The sequence below is a fragment of the Lactobacillus sp. ESL0703 genome (assembly GCF_029433435.1).
Taxonomy (GTDB): domain Bacteria; phylum Bacillota; class Bacilli; order Lactobacillales; family Lactobacillaceae; genus Lactobacillus.
Genome location: NZ_JAQTIB010000001.1, coordinates 441,630 through 463,692, shown reverse-complemented (window position 1 = coordinate 463,692; position 22,063 = coordinate 441,630). Strand labels below are relative to the sequence as shown.

At 38.3% G+C, this 22,063-nt stretch carries 9 protein-coding genes; 8 read left to right on the top strand and 1 reads right to left on the bottom strand.

The window, feature by feature from the left end:
* The 7 genes from atpD to PT278_RS01950 all read left to right on the top strand — a co-directional run bounded on the left by atpD (position 1) and on the right by PT278_RS01950 (position 5,016).
* The gene (atpD, locus tag PT278_RS01980; RefSeq protein ID WP_277129777.1) at positions 1-1,440 is read left to right on the top strand and encodes a F0F1 ATP synthase subunit beta; all 1,440 of its coding nucleotides are present in this window, start codon (positions 1-3) and stop codon (positions 1,438-1,440) included.
* Between the two features lie 11 nt (positions 1,441-1,451).
* Positions 1,452-1,889: a F0F1 ATP synthase subunit epsilon gene (locus tag PT278_RS01975; protein WP_277129776.1), complete on the top strand. Its 438-nt coding sequence runs from the start codon at positions 1,452-1,454 to the stop codon at positions 1,887-1,889.
* 70 nt (positions 1,890-1,959) lie between these two features.
* Positions 1,960-2,190 (top strand): DUF1146 family protein, encoded by a 231-nt coding sequence (locus PT278_RS01970; RefSeq protein ID WP_277129775.1) that lies wholly within the window; start codon positions 1,960-1,962, stop codon positions 2,188-2,190.
* Positions 2,191-2,272: 82 nt separating this feature from the next.
* Positions 2,273-3,262, top strand: a complete 990-nt coding sequence (locus tag PT278_RS01965) for a rod shape-determining protein (RefSeq protein ID WP_277129774.1) — start codon at positions 2,273-2,275, stop codon at positions 3,260-3,262.
* A gap of 18 nt (positions 3,263-3,280) precedes the next feature.
* Entirely contained in the window at positions 3,281-3,574 is a 294-nt protein-coding gene (gene yidD, locus PT278_RS01960) for a membrane protein insertion efficiency factor YidD (RefSeq protein ID WP_277129773.1), read from the top strand.
* A gap of 8 nt (positions 3,575-3,582) precedes the next feature.
* A complete protein-coding gene (locus PT278_RS01955) occupies positions 3,583-3,810 on the top strand; it encodes a DUF2969 domain-containing protein (protein WP_277129772.1) in 228 nt (75 codons plus the stop codon).
* Positions 3,811-3,822: 12 nt separating this feature from the next.
* Positions 3,823-5,016 (top strand): FtsW/RodA/SpoVE family cell cycle protein, encoded by a 1,194-nt coding sequence (locus tag PT278_RS01950; RefSeq protein ID WP_277129771.1) that lies wholly within the window; start codon positions 3,823-3,825, stop codon positions 5,014-5,016.
* A 52-nt stretch (positions 5,017-5,068) separates the two neighbouring features.
* On the opposite strand, the gene PT278_RS01945 is transcribed toward PT278_RS01950, so the two are convergent.
* Positions 5,069-5,530 carry a universal stress protein gene (locus PT278_RS01945; RefSeq protein WP_277129770.1) on the bottom strand — a complete coding sequence of 154 codons (462 nt, stop codon included), beginning with the start codon at positions 5,528-5,530 and terminating at the stop codon, positions 5,069-5,071.
* A 1,328-nt stretch (positions 5,531-6,858) separates the two neighbouring features.
* Between PT278_RS01945 and PT278_RS01940 the strand changes: the two genes are divergently transcribed.
* On the top strand, positions 6,859-22,038 hold the full coding sequence (locus tag PT278_RS01940; protein WP_277129769.1) for an SLAP domain-containing protein: 15,180 nt from the start codon (positions 6,859-6,861) through the stop codon (positions 22,036-22,038).
* Positions 22,039-22,063 lie beyond the last annotated feature (25 nt).

Below are 22,063 nucleotides of genomic sequence, written 5' to 3'. Positions count from 1 at the left end.
TTGAGCGAAGGTGAAGTTGTTCAAGTAATCGGCCCAGTAGTCGATGTTAAATTTCCACTTGATAAAAACCTACCTGATATTAACAACGCTTTGCGCGTAGTCATATCAGAAGATACTTCTGTTGTCCTTGAAGTTACACTTGAGCTTGGTGATGGTGTCTTAAGAACAATTGCCATGGAATCTACTAATGGTCTCAGACGCGGGATGAAGGTTGAAGACACAGGCGGTCCAATTTCAGTACCAGTTGGTAATGATACTTTGGGTCGTGTGTTCAACGTTTTGGGCAATCCGATTGATAATGGTCCTGAATTTAGTAAGGATCATCCGCGCAACAGCATCCACAGGGAAGCTCCTAAGTATGCTGAACTGACAACTAGTCAGGAAATTCTTGAAACAGGAATTAAAGTTATTGACTTGCTTGAACCTTACGTTCGAGGAGGTAAAGTTGGTCTGTTTGGTGGTGCCGGTGTTGGTAAGACCACCATTATTCAGGAGCTAATTCACAACATTGCACAAGAACACGGTGGTATTTCTGTGTTTACTGGTGTTGGTGAAAGAACTCGTGAAGGTAACGACCTTTACTTTGAAATGAAGGCTTCCGGCGTTTTAAGTAAAACTGCCATGGTCTTTGGTCAGATGAATGAGCCGCCTGGTGCCAGAATGCGGGTTGCTCTGACTGGTTTGACTTTAGCTGAGTACTTCAGAGATGTTGAAGGACAAGATGTTTTGCTCTTTATTGATAACATTTTCCGGTTTACTCAGGCTGGTTCAGAAGTTTCAGCTTTGCTTGGTCGGATGCCAAGTGCCGTTGGTTACCAGCCAACTTTGGCGACAGAAATGGGTCAATTGCAGGAAAGAATTACTTCAACAACGAAGGGTTCAATTACTTCAATTCAAGCCGTTTATGTGCCAGCCGATGACTATACCGACCCAGCTCCAGCTACGACTTTTGCTCACTTGGATGCTACGACCAACTTGGAACGTAGCTTAGTTGAGCAAGGTATATATCCAGCCGTTGACCCACTTGAATCAACTTCTAGTGCTTTGGATCCGGAAATTGTTGGTAAGGAACACTACGAAGTTGCTACTGGGGTACAGCATATTTTGCAACGTTACCACGAATTGCAAGATATTATTTCCGTTTTGGGAATGGACGAATTATCCGATGAAGAAAAAGTAATCGTTAGCCGGGCACGGAAGATCCAATTCTTCTTGTCACAAAACTTCTTTGTTGCCGAACAATTTACGGGTGTTCCCGGTTCTTATGTACCAATTAAGGATACAATCAAGGGCTTTAAGATGATTTTAGACGGTCACCTTGATGACTTACCTGAAGATGCTTTCCGTAGTGTTGGTCCAATCGAGGATGTCCTTAAAAAGGCACAAGAGATGGGTGTTACAGCTAGCGACCCAGCTGCAAAAGCATTATTAGAAAAGTAGGGTGATGTCAAATGGCAGATCCAGAGAAACTTTTTTTGGTAAATGTTGTCACTCCTGATGGCGTGATCTATTCGCATCATTCCAGTATTGTGGAAATGCGGGCAATTGATGGTCAACGTTCAATCATGTACAATCACTTGCCAATATTAACTCCGCTGACAATTGGCGAAGTTAAGGTCAAGCGTAGTCAAGAAATGAACGAGGCTGTTAATCATATTGCTGTAAGTGGCGGTTATTTTGAATTTTCAGATAACGTTGCTACAATTATTGCTGACAGTGCTGAACGTGCCCAAAACATTGATGTTTCACGGGCACAAGCTGCTCGTGATCGAGCACAAAAGCGCATGGAAGAAGCAAAGGCACAGCATGATCAACGTTCATTACAGAGAGCTCAGGTTGCGTTAAAACGAGCTGTAAACCGGATTAGTGTTTACAATTCTGATAATTAGTAATATGAGTTTTAAACGGATGCACGAGAGTGTATCCGTTTTTTGTTAATAAAGAAAAGCGAGAAGTAGAATGTTTCAACTTGGAGTTCATGCCTTAATCAGCATTGTAATCTACCTGATTACCATTGGTTTATCCTTTCAAATCATGAAAAGTATCCGTATTGAAAAGATTATCCGCAAGGGCAGAACCTTTGAGGCGCAACTATTGCTGATTTTTGCGGCAATTGGACTTGGCTTTTTAGTCGGCAATTTTTTTGTGACCCTGATTGATACGTCATTGCAATTAAGCAATTTCTTTTAAGACTTGGTAAAAAGGTAAAAGTCAAAGGAAAAGCTGTTTTCTTTATGGTAAAATGAACAATGAATATTTATGGAGGATTATCGTGGCACGAGATATAGGAATCGATTTAGGGACAGCCAATGTGCTTATCAACGTCTCCGGCAAGGGGATTGTGTTAAATGAGCCATCAGTAGTTGCTGTCAACACAAGTACAAACAAAGTGGTAGCAGTGGGAACCGAAGCATATAAGATGGTTGGCCGGACTCCGGGCAACATTCGGGTTATTCGTCCACTTAAAAATGGGGTAATTGCCGACTTTGACATTACCGAAGCGATGCTATCGTACTTTATTGAAAAATTAAACGTAAAAGGCTTCATGTCCAAGCCAAATATTTTGATTTGTGCGCCAACTGGTGTAACTTCAATTGAGCAGAAAGCAATTATTCAGGCAGCAGAAAAATCTGGTGGCGGTAAAGTCTACCTTGATTTTGAGCCGAAGGTTGCTGCTGTCGGTGCTGGTTTAGATATTTTTAAGCCGCAAGGTAATATTGTGATTGATATTGGTGGGGGAACAACTGATATTGCTGTTCTGTCAATGGGTGAAATTGTTACCAGCCAATCTTTGCGTTATGCCGGCGATCATATGAACCAAGCAGTTGTGTCTTACATTAAGAATAAGCATAATTTACTAATTGGTTCTCGGACTGCTGAACAGATTAAGATTGAAATTGGTAGTGCATTTGAGCCGGATAAAGATGAGACCATTACGGTGCGTGGCCGGGATATGGTCGATGGCTTGCCTAAGCAGGTAACTGTTTCTGCACCTGAAATTCAGGAAGCACTGCAAGATGGTCTGATGACGATTATTGCCTCAACCAAAGAGGTTTTGGAGAAGACCCCGCCAGAGTTATCCGCTGATATTATTGACCGCGGAATTATGCTTACTGGTGGTGGGGCATTGCTCAAGAACATTGATAAGCTGATTTCATACTATTTGAAAGTTCCTGTTTTGACAGCTGACCACCCATTAGAAGCTGTTGCCTTGGGGACAGGTACCTTGCTTAAAAATATTGAAAAGCACCAACGTCATTAATTCGCGGGGGAAGTTAACTTGCGTAAGATTTTGATTTTTTTAGTTAAAATTTATCAGAACTTGATTTCACCAATTTTGCCGCCAACATGTCGGTACTATCCAACGTGTTCAACCTATATGATTGATGCTCTGACAAAGCATGGTCCCTTGTTAGGGCTAATTATGGGCATTAGCCGCATTTTGCGGTGTAATCCGTTTGTTCGCGGCGGTGTTGACCCTGTTCCTGATAATTTTACTATTTTTCGTAATCCCCATCCTGAAAAGTATGAGGATGAGATCATTGCAAGAAAATTTCACCCAGATGTGAAGTAGGAGATAAAATGTCAAAAAAACCAGAGAATATTAATATTGAAATCAATGAAGTCAAGGGCAAAGAAGTCCCGACTTGGGAAGTGGTTATCCCGAACAAAAAGTCAATTGGCTTAATTGAAAAGATTACCGGTCGTTATCGGGCTACTACTGTTAAAACTAACAATGTTTTATACGCAAAGACACTTGAAAGCAGTGTAAATGACCTATTGTCATACTTTGCGCTACATGAAAAATAGATGTGATAAATAATGGTAAAAGTAGAAAATAAAACGGATTTATTTGACCGGATTGCGTGGAATATTGTTATTCCTGTTATCCTACTTGCTTTAGTGGGTCTGTATTCGATTTATTTTGCGGCAATTGATGATCCCAGTCATATGGGTAGTCCGATAAAAGCGGTCGTTATGCAAGGGCTGTGGTACGTCATTTCCCTTGCAATTGTCGTCTTTGTTATGCAATTTGACGCGGACCAATTATTGCGCATCGCCCCGTACATTTATGGCTTCGGCATTATCTTGCTGATTGCCGTCCTGTTTTTCTATAATCGCGGCGTTGCGGGAGATACAGGTGCTAAGAGTTGGTTTAAGTTAGGACCAATTTCGTTCCAGCCATCAGAGGTCATGAAGCCGGCATTTATCTTGATGCTGGCGCGAGTCGTTCATGAGCATAACCAAAAGTTTGCGCATACGATTAAAAATGATTGGCTGCTGATTGGTAAGATGGCTGGCTGGTTATTACCGATTGCGATTTTGTTAAAATTACAAAACGACTTCGGAACCATGCTGGTGTTTATCGCCATTGTTGGTGGTGTTGCCTTAGTTTCGGGTATTTCTTGGAAGATTATTGCTCCGATGTTTGCCGCCGTGTTTGTTTTAGCGGCAGTTGTGATTTTCATGGTAACGACACCGGGAGGGCAGGCTTTTCTTAGCCATTTCTTCCAGGCCTACCAATTCAAGCGGATTATGTCATGGCTCAATCCGGCAACTGACACCTCAAAGGGTGCTTATCAGTTGTGGCAAAGTATGCAGGCTATCGGCTCCGGACAGCTGTTTGGTAATGGCTTTGGTAAGTTAAGCGTCTATGTGCCGGTTCGCGGCTCAGACATGGTTTATTCCGTTATTGGCGAGTCATTTGGCTTTGTCGGCAGTGTGGCGGTTATCTTGCTTTATTTATACCTAATCATTCAAATGGTTAAGATAACCTTTGATACGCGGAACGCTTTTTATTCTTATGTATCCACAGGGGTTATCATGATGATTTTGTTCCACGTTTTTGAAAATGTGGGTATGAGCATTGATTTACTGCCGCTTACGGGGATTCCGCTACCGTTTATTTCACAAGGTGGTTCGGCTTTGATTGGTAATATGATTGGAATTGGGATGATTTTATCCATGAAATTCCATAATCGAGATTACATGTTCAGTCAAGCAGGCGACTTTTAAATATGAAAAAAGCATTCAACTTAGTTGAATGCTTTTTTGTGTTGTCGAATAATTATTTAGTTAAAGCTGAATTTTCTTTTGAACGGCAAACTAGAACGTCACAATTTGCTGTTCTAGTAACGTATTCAGTTACACTACCGATTAATAGACGTTCAACAGCGTTAAGTCCAGTGGCACCAATGACAATCAAGTCAACTTGATGCTTTTTAGGGAAATCATGCGCAATAATTGCTTTTGGTGAGCCAAATTCAATTGAAAAATGAACTTCCTGCACACCTGCTTGCTTGGCATCCTTGTAGTATTGTTCCATTTTTTCTTTTGCATCATTAGAAACTTGTTCAATCATTTCAGAGTCAAAGCTCGATACATTTTGGAATGACCGCGTATCAATAACGTGCAGGATTTCTAATGTTGCGTCGTTGCGCATGGCAACAGAAGTTGCTTTTTTGAAGGCTAAGTCAGCCTCTTTAGAACCATCAACAGCGACTTGGATGTGGTGATATTGTTTCATCATTTAAAAACACCTCTTTCACCATCTATTTTACCAAATTTTTGGTTAATTATTCATTCTTTTGATTAATTAATAGGCTAAAAATCAAAATTGTCAGCGAACTAATAATCAAAGTCAGCAAGTTGAGATAGCGATTTCGCTGCAGTAGTAGGAAAATGCCCAAAATTATTTCAATCATAAGCAGGATAGAGGTCCAACGCATAATTGTCTTAAAATTAGCGGTACTTTTGCTACTATAGATTAAAAATTGCTTGTCTTGACAGTGCCAGAGATAAAGGGAAGTCATCAGTAAGATTAGGAGATAAATCCCCATAATAATTTTAATAGCCATAAAAACTCCACAAAAAAACGGTCTAACGACCGTTTACTTAAATTTCAAAATAAATCCGAGCTGACCAAACATAGCATAATGACGCTTGTTGAACCCGCAGTGTTCAAAAATTGAGTAGTAGCGCAGCGAATATGGATCCTATTCAATGATAGTTTTCCGATTCGGTAGTTATTTACTAACTCGCACGTCTTTAGTTTGATCGGTCAACTTTAATACATTTAAGCCTGTCGATCAACTCAGATCAGTTATTATACTACCCAAGATCAGAATAAATGTCAAGAGTTTAACACACCTATTAGTTAGCGCTTTCAAAATAACGAATAAATTTTAGAAATGTCGTGATTAAGAAGGTTGGTCACTTTAATACTTATAATTGATTTTATGCAGTTTTGTATATTTAACAATGATGAATAATTTGTTTGTAAAAAAATATCATAAAGCATGAATTGCTTAGCGGAAATTAGATATATTAATATTCTGGTTTGCTTAATAATTCTTGAAAGTAAGTTTATATATTAATCTCTTTAATAATTTAAAATAATAAAATTAAAATTATATAAATTTATCTTTAAAAGTTCGAATAAATTATAGTCATAAATATCATTTAAGTAAGTAACACGGCGGATTTTGTAAATGGAAATAAGAATTCTATTTTTAAATATTATTGTATAGTTATTTATCTAATAAAAATTTTGTAAGCGATTTCCAGATAAACAAAAATACTTTTTAGACAAAAACATGTTAAATGTTATGTTATTTTATATGCTATATAAAGCTATAATAAGCTGGATTTTTGAAATGAATTTGTTCTTTAGCAAAAAGGATTAGTGAAAAAATGTAAATTATTGTTATTTATAAAAGCACAAATAATAACAAAGCTTATATTTACATTTATAATCAGATAATTTACAATTTAATATGTATATTCGTATTTGATTGGGAAAACTTATAAGGAGTAATTATGCTAAGTAAAAATAATTTCAATGAAAGATTAAGAAAAATGGAAATGCAAGTCAAGCAGGACCATTTTTCGATTCGAAAATTGAGTATTGGTGCGGCTTCGGTGCTGCTTGGCTTTACCTTTTTTGGTATGGGCAGTCAAAGTGTACAAGCGGATACTGTGACCCCCGCATCGCAGATTAAGGACGCTGCAAATCAACCAGCTTCTACTGAGTCTGCAGCTAATAATGAGTCAGTTGATAAGGCTAAACAGATAGTTACGGCGCCAAAAGCTGATGACGATTCGCAAACTAAAAAGGTCGACAATGACAAAAAAGAACAGAAGCTTGATACTTATGAAAAGTTAAGCAAATTCCTGCGTGATGGTGTAGCTGTTGCAGTTAGTGACGGTAGTGTAGCTGAACCATCTACACCAACTAGTTCAACTGAACCAGTAGCTAAGCCGGACCAAAAGCCGACTACCCCAACAGGTACCAATACTGCAAGTGATATTACTGCTAATAATGGTACGACTGTACCAGCAAACACTAACAAGCCTACAGATGATAAGCTGCCAGCAGATGCCGATATTGCATCTGCAACTGCTAAACCTAACCAAAAGCCAGTTACTACTGATCCGGTTACTGGAAGTGCGACAATCACAAATGGTGATAAGCCAACTGCCCCAGAACAAGACGACAAGAAGAAGCCAGCAACTCAGGATGAAGTCACGTCACAGAAACCAACAGATGGTTTAGGATTTGATAAAACCACAGATGCTATTGTTTATGTAGCAAATTGGGATGATTTTGTTGATTCAATAGGTAATGTAAATGTTCATAATATTGAAATTATTCATGACTTTTCTGCACCTGAAACTGGAGAACTTTATGTTGGTACACCTGAAAGACAGCTAACTATTGAGTCAAGTAATAAATTTAGTAACATGCCTAAAGGTGGCTTTAATTTAGATTTTAGAAATTTCTCACCAAGAATGGCGATTCCTTCTTGGTATACATCAAATATAACTAAAATATATAGACAGGCTGGTTCTTATGATAAGGGTACCAAAGGTAGTTTAGATGTAACTTATAACAATTTACGTTTGTTTGGTGAATCTTACTTTGGTTTATTTAATACTTATGACAACATGGATGGCGATGGTGCTAGAGTAACTCTTAAAGATGTTACATATACTGGCTCACAGACCTTATATACAGGTGCGTTTACTGAAGTTCATATTCAGGGTAATGTAACAGTTGATTCCGTTGGTTCATATATTAGTCCAATTGATGGGGCAATTTGCAAAACTCAGGGTGGTGATGGTCAACAAGTTTTTGAACTGCAAAGAACAGGTGATACAATAACTTTTGATAAGGATTCTGTTTTTACAGGTTCATCAAGTGATGGTAATGTAATTGAGTTGCATTCTGGTGATAATGGGACAACAAATGTTGTTGTTAATGGTCAAACTAAGACGCTATCTAATCGAGATGTAATTAATATTGAATCTGGTGCTACAGTTACTTTAAATCCTCGTAAAAATGAACATCGTTCAGATATTTATAATGCTCAAAATACGTATAAATCAGCAGCGATTAATGTTTATACTGGTTCAGGTGATATAAATATTGCGACTGGCGGCATATTAAATATAAATGTTGCCCCTGCTAGTGGTGGCTTTAATAATGGTAAAACTACAGCAATTTTAATGAAGCCAGATGATGATAATGCTACAGTTGATGCTAATATAAATGTTAGTGGAACAATTAATGTAACTACTAATGGTAACATTAGTGATTGGGGCAATATGCATACTGATCCAAGTTTCAAAAAGGATGATAATGTTCTTGTTTATGATGGAGGTAATTTAAAAGTTAACCCAGGTGGAGCTCTGAATATCATTGGCACTAATATGAGGACATATTCTGGTACTTTACTATATATCGGTGGTAAAGCTGATCTAGAGAATGGTACTTTGGATGTTGAATTGCAGAATGATCCTAATTATCCAGATGATCCAAATTATGGTGCTGGTACTGGAAAGATAATATTGGTTGATGTTGCCAGTACAGATGCTTTGAAAGTTAACAACCCACAGAAGCTGGTATTAAATGCTTCATTGAATAATGCTGATGGTACAAGTATTATTGGTAATAATGAAATTGATATTACTAATGTTCGTCAAGTATTTGATTTTTCTGACAAGTTTCCTAATATGTCACCGATTATGTTACCAGCATTCCACGTGTTAAAGATTAAAAAGACTGATTCAGGAATTAGTGTTATTCCTAATGGGATTGAGGTCTTAAATGGTAAACAATCGCTTAGTAGGGATGTTCTGAGCACCATAGCTAGTGATCTGAAAGAGAAACCTGAACTAGCAAATATACTGATACAAGCATTTGGAGTTTCGGATGCCAATACTTTATTTGATACTCTTCAAAACGTTGCAACTTCTAAAGTGTCATTTGACACAATTTTTGAAAATGTTATTGAAAAAGCCTTCACATCCAAAGGTAATATTGGATATAACAACATTACAATGGTGCCAGCTAATTCTGGTGGTTTCTTAAATATTCAAGATGACAATGGAAATGTAGGCAAGCCTTCATATCATCAAAACGATGATGGTTCTTTGACTGTTAGCGGGAAAGTCACTGGTTATAATAAAGATGTCGATGGTTACGATCAACCGAATAATTTATTTAGTAAATTAATGCATTGTGGTACTGATATTTATATTGCTGTAAAGATTGGTAACTCAACAGAATACTATAAGCCAACTAAGCCAATTGAAGACCCATATGTAGATACTAATGACGGACAAAAAGGAGTTACTAATGATTTGCCTCATACTTATGTAGCAAAGGCTGATCCGGATACCGGCGTATTTTTATTTACATTGCCTGCTGGCGTATACCAAAAGGGTGATGTAATTAATGTTGTTCCAGAAGCTAACTTTATTAGCTATGATCCTAAAGATCCAGCAGATAGTCATTCTACAGGATTAAATGATGGCATTGCAGATCCTGCTGGAAAGCAAAAAGATGCAGTCAATGCAATTAATACGGCAGCAAATAATGCAAAAGAAGCAATCGATGCTGCTGCTAAGGCAGATCCTAATCAAACTCCAGAACATCAACAAAAGTATACAGATTATAAGCAAGCAGTTGACGATGCAGTTAATGCAGCTACTGCTAAACCAACTTTAGATAATGGTCAGCCTAATCCAAATTATGATGCAGATAAATCTTTTTATGGTTCTGATGATTTTGGTAAAATTAACACGGCTAAAACTAATGCGCTGAATTTAATTAGTGCAGCTCAAAATAAGGCTCAAGCATACAGCGATATTCAACAATATATTGCAAAAGCTAAGGATGATTTGAATAAGGCAGGAGTTGATACTGCTGACTTTGCAGGTGAAGGCTCTGGCTTAACTGATGCTGATATTGATAACGCGCTTGATTCCATGATTGCTGATGGTTCTAACAAGGACACGGTTGTTAATGGTGTTAAGCAAACAGCTTTTAATAAATATGAAGAAAAGATACCGACTGCAATTACAGATTATGATGGTACAAAAGGTACCGAATTATCCGGTTTGACATTACCTACTGGTTCTACATATCAAAGTGACATTGATAATTCTAAAAATAATGTTGCTAATGGCTTAACATTTAAAGGTGACGGCAACGAGTTTACTGGCAGTACTAACATCACTAATGCTAAGAAAGCAATTGATTTAACCGTTGCTAAGGCAAATGCTGCTTCTGAGTTGCAAAAGTATACTAATAGTATGACGAATGCGCATACAAATTGTATGGCTGCTATTAATGCTGCTAATAATGATATGCAGGCTGCAATTAGTGGGGAATCTAATATTGCCAACTTGCAAGATAGTACTCATGCCAATGCTAATGCAGACAACCATGACAGCGTTACTGATGTTAAAAATGGTATTGATGCAATTAATAATGCTATTGCAGGCTATAAAGATGGGTTGAAGAGTCACCTTAATGCTCAAATTAATGGTGGTACTGATAAGAACGGTAATACTTACGAGAGTTTGACCAATAAAGTTAGTGACTTGAAGGGTAACCTAGATGGAGCTGGGATTGGTACAGATACTGATATTGTCCAAGGAATTAATGCGCTTAACAAAGAACTAAATGATGCAGCTGCCATTGCTAAAGACGGTGGTGCCATTGATACTGCTAAGAATGATACGGATGCTGCCACTAAGAATAAGCAAGCACAAGCCTTAATTGATGATGCTACTAAACGTTTAGCTGCACTTAATAAATTAAAGTCAGCAGCTGATCAGGCTAAACAGACTCACCCTGAACAAGCACCGGCTATAAATAATGCTTGGAAACAAGCAGTTAAAGATGTACTTAATGCAGCTAAGGATACGGACAAGAATACTGATAAGAATGGCAATGGTCCTATTGAAGCAGCAGCTGATAATGGAGGCAACATAATTAATAATGCTGTTCTACATGATGATGCAGAAAAAGCAATCTATCAAGCCTATCAAGCTGCCAAGACTAGAGTTAAGAATTCCAATTTGTCTACAAGTCAACAAGATAAATATAACCAAGCTCTTGATCAAGAATATAAGAATGCGACTGACAAGACTAATGCAAATAGCAAAGATTCAATTTTTGCTACGAATAATACTAATTATATTAATAATCGCAAGCAAAGAGCTCTTAATAAGTTTAATATGGAAGCTACTCAAGCAGAAGTTGCCGGTTATGCAAATCAAATTAAAAACGATTTAGGTATCACAGATGATAATAAGAATATTGATTATGGGTTAAATCTTGGTGAAGGATTGTTTAATAAGATTCCTGAAACTTCAGCAGATAATTCCAAGGTAATTGCTTCAAATGAACAAGCAGCCAAGGAAATTATTCTTACATTTGCTAAACAAGCTGCTCAAGATTTGCTTGCTCAAAAAGAAAAAGCTGTTGAGGATGCTTTTGATAAGCTGGCAACTTTAACTGGAAATAATTTAACTACAGCAAAGAAAAGGGCTAAAGATATCATCAAAGCTGCTGATGAGAAAATTAATGCAGCTCAAGATAAAGAAGGTGTTAGAAATGCCTACAATGATGGTATCGCTAACCTTAATAATTTATTAGCAAGTGAAACTAATAAGGATAAGCGTAGTCAAGCTGTTCAGGCAATTAAGGATGAACGCGATAGGGTTTTAGCTGCTCTTGATAAGAGTAAGGGCAAATATCCTGACTTAACTGATGACCATCGTCAGCAATTAATCAATGATGCTAATAATGCGGCTGATGCTGGAATTGATGCACTTGCGACAGCAAATGATTCTGAGGTTGAGGATGATAAGAATAAGGCCTCTACTAATATTGATAATGTTCTAACTAATGCTGCAAGTGAAGACAAGTCTGATAAAGAAAATAAAGAGAATGAAGTTCAAAAAGCCAAGGTTGATGCACTGGATAAGTTAAAAGAAGCATATGACGCAGCAACTTCTAAGGTTAACGGTTATAAAGACACTCAAGTTAGCTCAAGTGATAAATCGAAAATTATTGGTCAACTAACCGCTGATTATCAGGCTGCCCAAGCAGCAATTAATACGGCTACAAATACTGCTGATGTTAATACTGCAGAGCATAATGGTGAAAATCAGCTTAATCAAGATGCTGTTCAAGCCGATCTTGAAGCAGCAAAATCTGATGCAATTACTGAATTAGATACTGCTCGTGATAATGATCTTCAGGTAGTTGAAACTGCACATACTAACCATTTAATTACCGATGAGCAATGTACTGACATGAAAGACGAGATTAATAGCTTCCATGATGCTGGCACTAGTGCGATCAATAAGGACATGACAAAAGATCAAGTTGACCAAGACAAAGAAACTGTTATTAATGAAATGCAGGGAGTTGTTGATGGTATCTCCAATACGACTTTGTCCAACAGTAAAAATGCTGCGTTGAGTGCTCTTGAAGCTGCAGCTGATAAAGCTAAGAAGCATATTGATGACTTAACTTCTCTTGGCTCAGATGAAAAGAATACTTTAAAGGGCAAGGTAGATCAAGCATTAGGTGATGCTGAAATTGCTGTCAATACTGCAACTACACCTAATGATGTAACTAGTATTGAGGCAAACGCTAAGACGGAATTTGCCAATATTAGTGCAGCAGCTGATTTGAAAAACGCTAAGAATGCTGGTAAACATCAACTGGATGACAAGCAAACAGCAGTTGATAATGCTATTGATGAATTGAATAATCTTGATACGCAAAGTAAAGAAGCTCTGAAGCAGAGCATTAAAGAAGCCTACGATGCTGCATTAGGCAAAGTTAATAATCCTAACCCAGCAACCCCAGTTCAAGTTGGCTCTAATGCTCAAGCTGGCTGTGATGCCATGCAAGATATCCTTGGTAAAGCCCAAGGTCTTGATACTGTTAAAGATCAGGATAAAGCTAAACTAGATCAAGCTGCTCAAGAAGCTAAGGATCGAATTAAACAGACTAGTTTAACTGATAATCAGAAGCAAGCTGCTTATACAGCAATTGAGACTGCTCGCGATCAAGCTAAAGCTGATGTCGATAAGGCAACAGATACACCTAGTGCTAATAAAGTCGAAAAAGATGGTGAAGCTGCAATTGTTGCTGCTGAAGCAGTTGCTAATAAGAATTATCTTGATGGCTTAAAGGATCAAGCTAATAAAGATATTGATGCAGCATGTGATGATGCCGAAAAAGATTTAGCCAATGAATGGGCTACCTTAACTCCTGCTGAACAAGCTGAGGCCAAGCCAGCCTTTGATAAGGCTAATGCCGATATTGAGTCTGTTAGAAAAGATAGCAAACAAAAAATAACTGATGCTAAGAACAAAAAAGGTATAGATGATGCGGTTGCTACTGCTCAAACTGCCGCTGCAGCTGAAAAACCAGCATTGTTAGCTTCAGCTAAAGCTAAGGGTAAGCAGGCTATCAAAGATTATGGTAATAAGGTTAAGGGGCAATTAACTAACCAAACTGATAAAGATACAGTTGATTCACTCGTAACTGCTGCTGAGAGTGAAATTGATAATGATGATCAACTGCCAATAGATATCGACAATACAGTCAATAAGTACAAACAAAAAATTGATGGTGTTAAGAATACAGCAGATTCTATTGCAGCGGGTAAAATTAATACAGCCAAGCAAGATGCAGTTATCGCTTTAAACAATAAGCTAAATGGTGATGGTAAAGGAAATAAGGGTGTTCTTAATCAAATTGATGATTTAAAGAATGACCTAACCCAAGATCAATTAGCTCAATATAAGGATCAAGCTTCAAAGGCTCACGATGATGCTGTAACTAATGTCAAAGGTGATTCTGATATTGCTCAGATTAATGATGATCGCGATACAGGTATTAGTGGTATGCAGGCAGCTTTAGATGCAGCTAGCTTACAAGCAGCTAAGAATAATGCTGATAAGAAGTTGGAACAAGATGCACAAGGTGCTATTGACAAGATTAATGGTATGACTAACTTGACTGATAAGCAGAAACAAGATGCCATTGACAAAGTTAATAATGCAATCTCAACCAAACCTGATGGTGGTCAATATGAGATCAATCAGGCTACGGATCAAAGTAAGATTCCTGATATTGTTACTAATACAGAGAATGCTATTAACACTATTACTGATAATGCTTCTAATACTGCTTACACAGCTGCTCAAAAGACAGCTAAAGATCATTTAAAAGATAAGGCTGACAAACTTAAGCAAAAGATTAAGGATGATTTAGTAGCTGGTAAGTTAAGTGAAACTCAAGCTAATGGTACTGATGGCAAGGGCGGTCTAAACGCAGAAGTTGATAATGCTTTAAGTACAGCAGAAGGAAAGATTAACACTGCGACTGATCAAACTGGTATTGATAATGCTGAGAGTAATGGTATGCTAGCGTTAAATACTGTTAGCGATGATATTAATAAAGACGAAGCTCAAAAGGCTGACTTAGATAAGGTAGCTGCTGCAGCAAATGCTGCAAAGACTGATGCTGACAAATTACTTGCAGAACACCCGAATATGACTTCTAAACAGAAGCAGAGTGTTTATGATTTAATTAATAGTATTAATAATGCAGCTAACAATAGTATTAATAAGGACCGTCAGAATCCTAAAAATACAATTGATAAGATGAATACTGATGCTAATGAAGCTGTTAATCAATTGACTAACTTAACCAATGGTTGGGATATCAAAGAAAAGGCAGTTGAAAAGTTAAAGGCACATGCTAAAACTGATCGAGATAATGTAACTAATACCAATCCTGATTTTGATCAATTAACACCGGTTGAAATTGCGGCAGCTAAAGAGGCAATTCATACAGCTCAGCGTGCTGGTGAAGATACAATCTTTGGTTTAGATCCTAATAAGGATGACTTAGCTAAAGTAGAGCAAGGTTGCGAAACTGATGTTGATAATGCATTGCTCCCTTATAAATTGTTGAATAATCAGCATCGTCAAACAACTATACTTAATGATTACGCTGATGGCCAATCTGGGGATGATGCAATCAATGCTATGCCTAATTTAACTGCGCAAGAAAAGGATGACTATAAGCAGCAAATTGAGACTGCCCGCCAAAAAGCTGCTAAGAACATTAACGGTGTAAAGTTACCAGATAAGCCAACGAGTGATGATTATACTACTGCTGCAAAAGAAGTAGACGATGCAGAAAAAGCTGGCGAAGATGCTATTGCTGCGATTATTAATAAGGCAAAACTGAGTGATGATAAGCGGCAAGCTGACAAAGATTTGGAAGATGCAGCTAATAATGCGAAAAAAGATAATCCTACTTTAGCAGACGATATTAACAAGATAGTTAGTGATGCTGAAAAACAAATTGCTGATACTACTGTTTCTGATCCAACTAACCCTGACTCTTCAAAAGGCATTAAAGATAATGCAGTTGATAAAATTAATAAGTTGGTTGACAGTGCTAAGGTTAATAATCATAAGGAGAATGCAACTAAGAAGTTAGATCAAGAAAAAGCTGATGCAGATAAGATTATTGATCGTTCACAATTAACTGATGATCAAAAAGTTGCAGCTCATAAGAAGCTGCAAGACCTTTATGATGAAGCACAAAAGCGACTTGAAGATAATAAAAAAGATAAAGCTGGTCAATCGTTATCGGCAGCTGCTTATGAAAAAGAGACAGAACAGATTGCTAATGATTATCAAAAGATGATTGACAGAGTCATTAAGCAAAACCAAGAAAATACTACTTATCCTTGGTTTGATAATGAAGTTGACAATGCTCACGGGGATTTGAGTGACAAGTGGAATAGCTTTAAAGATGGTTTGTCTGATGCGCAAAAGGATACGTATAAGGATTTAATTGATACTGTCAATAACAGTATTAAGCAACTTGATAAGTCACAGGATGGTCATAAGACTTCAATTGCTGATGCAACGCAAACCTATGATGACGGTTTAACAGTTTTGAACAAGCTTAAGGCAATCAAGGACGTTGAAGATGCTGAAGCTGCAGCCAATGACGCAATTAATAACAGCTCTAACTTAACTGACGATCAAAAGAAGCCGTATAAGAATGACGTTTACAGTGATGCTACTAATGCAATCAATAATATTCTTGGTGTTACTCCAAGTGCTAACGACACGATCGGTAACCAAGACACGATTGATAAAGCTAAGAATGATGGTATTGATGATATGAATACCCATGTTAATAACGCTAAGAACGATGATGCTGGTAAACTTGCTGATGCTAAAACAAGTGCAGCAGCTAAGATTGATGCAGCATATAACTCGGCTAAAACAAAATTAGGAGATGCTTATAAGCAAGGTGGTGAGCTTGATCAAGTTCACCAACATGAACTCGATCAATTGAACGGACTATCTTTAGATGCACTGCAAAATATCGATGATGCGATCAAGAATGTCGATAAGGCAGCAGTTAATGAAGCTGGAACTTATGCTAAGGGCCAAATTGATAATTTAACTAACTTTACCGATCACCAAAAAGAAGCCTTGAAGGGTCAAATTGATAGGGATGTTGCACATGCAACTGGCGATAAAGGTACAATTACAACTGGGACGACTGATCCAGATACTGTTACTGATGCTCGTGATAAAGCTATTGACACAATTTTGGCTGATGCAAAAGGTGATACTCAGAATGATAAGGATGCTTTGAATAATGATATTGCGGTTCAAAAAGAACGTTCAAAAGCTAAATTAGATAGTGATTATCATAAAGCTATACAAGAATTGCATGACAAGTTTGGCAAAGATGCAAATACCTCTAAAGTTGATGCCGCAAATGATGCTGCCCAAAAAGCAATCGATGATCCTAAGAACACAACAGTTGAAGATGTACAAAAAGCAGAAACAGCTGGAGAAAAAGAAATTTCTAAGAGCGTAGTTGAAGATGCCCAAATGGCTGCTGGCAAGTTAATTCAAAATATTAAGCATAAGGATAATAAGCCATATACTGCTCATGAGCAACAAGCTTTAACTAATGCGATTCAAAATCTGGTTAATAAAACTAATGGTAAAGATGGTCAACAAGGTTCACTTGATACAACTAATGACGTTGACAAGACACGTCAAGATGCAATGAAAGATATTCTTGAGACGGTGACTGATGGAACTGACAAGAACAAAGCAGTTTTGAAGGGGGATAAGGCTGTTCAACTCGATGAAGCAAAGAAGGCAGCTAAAGACAAGTTACAACAAGCTTATAATACTGTAATTGACAATGGTGTAACTAAGGAGGACGCTGGACCAGTTCAAACAGCTGCTAACACTGCAATTGATAATGCAACTGATCAAGACGGAATCAATGCTGCTGAGCTTGCTGGAGAGAAGGCTTTAGCGAAACTTGAAGTACAAACTGCAGCTAATAAAGCAAAGCAAGCAGTCGACAAGTTAACTAATCACAAAGATGGCACTCCTTATACTGCTGCTGAAAAGCAAGCAATTAAGGATGCTATCCAAAAGGAAGTTGATAAGGCTGATGGTACTAAAGATAATCAGGGTACTATTGATGCTGCTAATACAGCTGCTGATGTTGATACCGCAAAGAAGACAGCTATTAACGCAATTAACCAGATTAAAGATGATTGTGACAATAATGATGAAGCTGCAATTAATGCAATTATTAATCATGATTCTAAAGTTGAGCAAGAACGCCGCGATAAGCAAAATGCCCAAACAGCTGTTCAAGCTGCAGCTGATAAAGCTCGTCAAGATTTAGGAGTCGAAAAGGGTAGCGATAAAGCAAAGAAAATTGACAAGGCAGAGCAAGATGCATTAGACGCAATTAATCAGGTAACTAATGGCAAGTATAAAACGGCTGAAAATTCAGGTTTAGCTAATGTTGTTGAAGCTGAAAAGAATACTGCAAAAGATCAATTAGGCAATAGCGCTGACACAACGGCAATTGACGCTATTACAAGTGCTGATACAACAAGTGCTAATGTCACTGATAAGCAATCAGCAATTAAAACTGCTTTTGACTCCAGCAAGGATAAACAAGCAGCAATTACTACTGCTAATAATGCTATTAGTGCAGCTCACCAAGCTGCAGTTGATCAGCTGCACCACCAATATGGTTCAAACGCTGATACTTCAAATACTGATGCTGCATTTAATAATCATCATGTTGCTCAAGGTGATACTGTTGAAGCAATTAATGCTGATGCCTTAGAAGTGGAAAAGGAAATTGCTAAGGGTGACGTGGCAGATGCTGCAGCTAATGCTAAAGATAAGATTGATCATTTGACTAACAAGCTAAATGGTACGCCTTACACTGATGCTGAAAAGCAAGCGCTAAAGGATGCCATTCAACATGAAGTAGATCAGGCCAATGAGGCGGGCAAGGGAAGCATTGATCAGGCCCAAACGAATGACGATGTAACTAACGCCGCCAATGAGGCGATTGAGGCAATCAACAAGATAACCGATGCCGGAGCTAATAACGATAATAGTGTTCTTGAGCCAATTTTTGATACTAATGCGGGTGTAAGCAGTGAGCGGAAGAATAAGGCGGCCGCAGCGGCCGCAATCAGTGCCGCCGCCGACAAAGCGCGCCAAGACTTAGGTGTCGAAAAGGGTAGTAAGGCCGCTGCCGCCATTGACCAAGCGGAGCAAGCTGGGTTAGCTGGCATAAATCAGGTAAGCGATGGCAAGTATGAGACCGCCGAAAATACGGGTTTAGCTAATGTAGTTGAAGCGGAAAAGACGGTTAGCGATGATATCTTAGCAAGTGCCGAAAGTGCCGCCGAAAGCGCGATTGACAAGACTAGTGGGTTAAGTGCTGGCGATAAAGATAAGGCGAAGCAAGCAGCTCAAGGTCAGTTAACGACAACAAAAAATGAAGTAGGAAAGGTAAGTAGTGACGATGTAAGTAGTGCGAATGTCACTGACAAGCAGAATGCGATCAAGGACGCCGTTAATGCCGGTAAAAATAGTATTAATGGGACAGCCGGAGCAGCCAGCGATTTAGGCGCAGCCAAGCAGCAGGCTAAGGAGAAAGTCAGTGACGCCGCCGCGAGTGCGAATAAAGCAGTTGATCAGCTAGCTAATCATCAAGATGGCACACCATATACAGCAGCAGAAAAGCAAGCGCTAAAGGATGCGATTCAAGCTGAAGTAGATAAAGCTAACGGTACCAGCACAAATCAGGGTACCATTGATAAAGCTAATACAGCTGCTGGTGTTGACACTGCTAAAAACAATGCCTTGAATGCGATTAACAAGTTCAAAGATGATAGTAAGAACAATGATGAAGATTCATTGGCACCAATTGTTAATGGTAATTCAGCTGTCCAAAAGGAACGACAAGACAAGCAAACGGCTCGTGATAATGTTTCTGCAGCTGCCGACAAAGCGCGCAAAGATTTAGGCGTTGCCAAGGGCAGTAAAGCAGCAGCAGCCATTGACAAGGCAGAGCAGGATGCATTGAATGCGATTAATCAGGTAACTGATGGCAAGTACTCAGATACTGAAAATTCAGGTTTAGGAAATATCGTTGAGGCTGAGAAGAATACCGTTAAAGAAGAACTAGGTGGTAACTCAGCAGCACTTGATGCCATTTCAAGTAGTGATACCAACCCTGATAATGTTACTGGTAAGCAAAATGCGATTAAGGATGCCTATCATGCAGGTAAGGTTGCTGCTGCCAAGCAAAAGGCTGCGGATAAATTAAAGGCAGCCTACGACGCAGCTAAACAAAAGCTCGGTGCTAATGCTGACTTTTCAGCCCTAGATAGAAGTTATCAATTGGCACTCAATAACCTGCAGGGTGAGTCTGATGATGAACTTAACAAGTCAGAATTTGCCGGCGAACGTTTGATTGGTAAGGGCGCAGTTCAAAGTGCATACGATACAGCAGCTAAGAAGATTGAACAAATGTGGCCAGATGACAATTTACAAACTGCTAAAGATAAGAAGAATGCCTTATTAGAGGCTGCCCAAGGTCTACTTGATGAAGCCAACGAAGTTGACAATGGTACAATTGATCAAGCTCAGCATTCAACTGGAGTGAGTGATGCGCGAAATGATGCGATTGATAAGATCAAGGGAATTCATTCTGACAAGGATACAATCAATAACATTGTTGATAATGATAAGGTGGTCCAAATTGATAAGGCACATGATACGGCCGTTGCCAGTGGTGTTGATCAAAATGAGGTTCAACAGATTCGTGATAATACGGCCAAGCAAATTAAGCATGACCTGCAAACTGGCGATAAAGAAGCAGCCAAAGAACATGAATTAGCTGGTGAAAAAGAAATTGCCAAGTTAACTGTTCAAGGAGCTGCAACTAATGCCAAGGACAAGATTGATCATTTGACTAACAAGCCAAATGGTACGCCTTACACCGATGCTGAAAAGCAAGCTTTGAAGGACAAAGTTGACAAGGAAATTGATGACTATGTTACTCAGGGTGATCAAGCTATCACTGCTTCAGATACAACAGATAAGGTTAATAAGGCTAAAGATGAGGTAATTAATAATATTAATGATGCAATTTCTGATAGTCATTTAGCCGACATCTTAAGTAAAGACCCTAATGTTGCTAAGAACGATGCTGAGAATGCCATTGATAATGCGGTTGTAGAAGCCAATGAGGCAATTGATAGCAACAAGAATTGGAGCAAGGAACAAAAGGATAAGCTGAAAGATAAAGTTAAGCAAGATGCCCAAGCTGGCAAAGATAAGATTGAGCATGATTTTGATATTAATACTATCAATCAAGATAGAGATAATACTGTCAGTCAGATCAAGAATGATTACACTGATCAGGCAACTATTAATACTATTGTTGGTAATAGTATTAATAATTCTTCATCATCAAATACTGAACCTGTACAGCATTCAGATGAAGGCGAAAAAGATCTAATCTTGATGCATAATGCTTATCTTTACGATGAGAATGGCGAACGTGCTAACATGGTTGACTTAAAGGCTGGTTCAGTCGTTGAGACTTATGGCAAAGAGAAGATTGGTGACAAGGATTACTTTGTTTTAATCGATCATGGTGCTAATGATAAGAAGTATTACGTGGTATGTACTAATATTAATAGCGTCCACACGACTTTGAAGCATAATGCCTATGTTTATGACGAGTATGGTCAAAGAATTAAGTCTCGTCATGCTATCAAGGCTGGTACTAATATTGCTACTTTCGGTGATGCTGTTACAATTCGTGGTATCAAGTACTACATTATCGGTGAGAATAAATTTGTTCGGGCTACTAATGTTTCAGAGACAGAGGCTGCTGATACTAAAACTGTAACTAAGACTGCTAAAGTTGAAGCAACGGTTGGTCCAATCAGCGACAAGCCTGATGCACCAGTTCAAAAGAAGATTATGCATAATGCTTATGCTTACAACGACAAGGGTGTTCGTGCAAATGGTTTGATTTTCAGTGCTGGCACAGTTATTCCAACTACTGGAGCTAAGTCAATTGACGGTGTGCTTTATTACGAACTTGATGATGGTATGTATATCAAGGCTGCTAATATTGATGCCAAGAAGTTGCGCTTACAGCACAATGCTTACATTTACAGCCAATACGGCAATCGTGAAGGCAAGCGGGTGCTTAAGAAGCATAAGTTAGTTAAGACTTATGGTGACCCAATTTCAATTCATGGCAAGAAGTATTACATTACAGCCAAAGGAAAATTTGTTAAGAAAGCTAACTTCAATAAGAAATAAGCTTTAAAGTAAAAATGTCCCAAAT

What these genes read in the sequence shown, in the direction of transcription:
- PT278_RS01975 (WP_277129776.1), top strand. Translation starts at nt 1,452, where the DNA reads ATGGCAGATCCAGAGAAACTTTTTTTGGTAAATGTTGTCACTCCTGAT.
- PT278_RS01970 (WP_277129775.1), top strand. Translation starts at nt 1,960, where the DNA reads ATGTTTCAACTTGGAGTTCATGCCTTAATCAGCATTGTAATCTACCTG.
- PT278_RS01955 (WP_277129772.1), top strand. Translation starts at nt 3,583, where the DNA reads ATGTCAAAAAAACCAGAGAATATTAATATTGAAATCAATGAAGTCAAG.
- PT278_RS01950 (WP_277129771.1), top strand. Translation starts at nt 3,823, where the DNA reads ATGGTAAAAGTAGAAAATAAAACGGATTTATTTGACCGGATTGCGTGG.
- PT278_RS01945 (WP_277129770.1), bottom strand. Translation starts at nt 5,530, where the DNA reads ATGATGAAACAATATCACCACATCCAAGTCGCTGTTGATGGTTCTAAA.
- PT278_RS01940 (WP_277129769.1), top strand. Translation starts at nt 6,859, where the DNA reads ATGGAAATGCAAGTCAAGCAGGACCATTTTTCGATTCGAAAATTGAGT.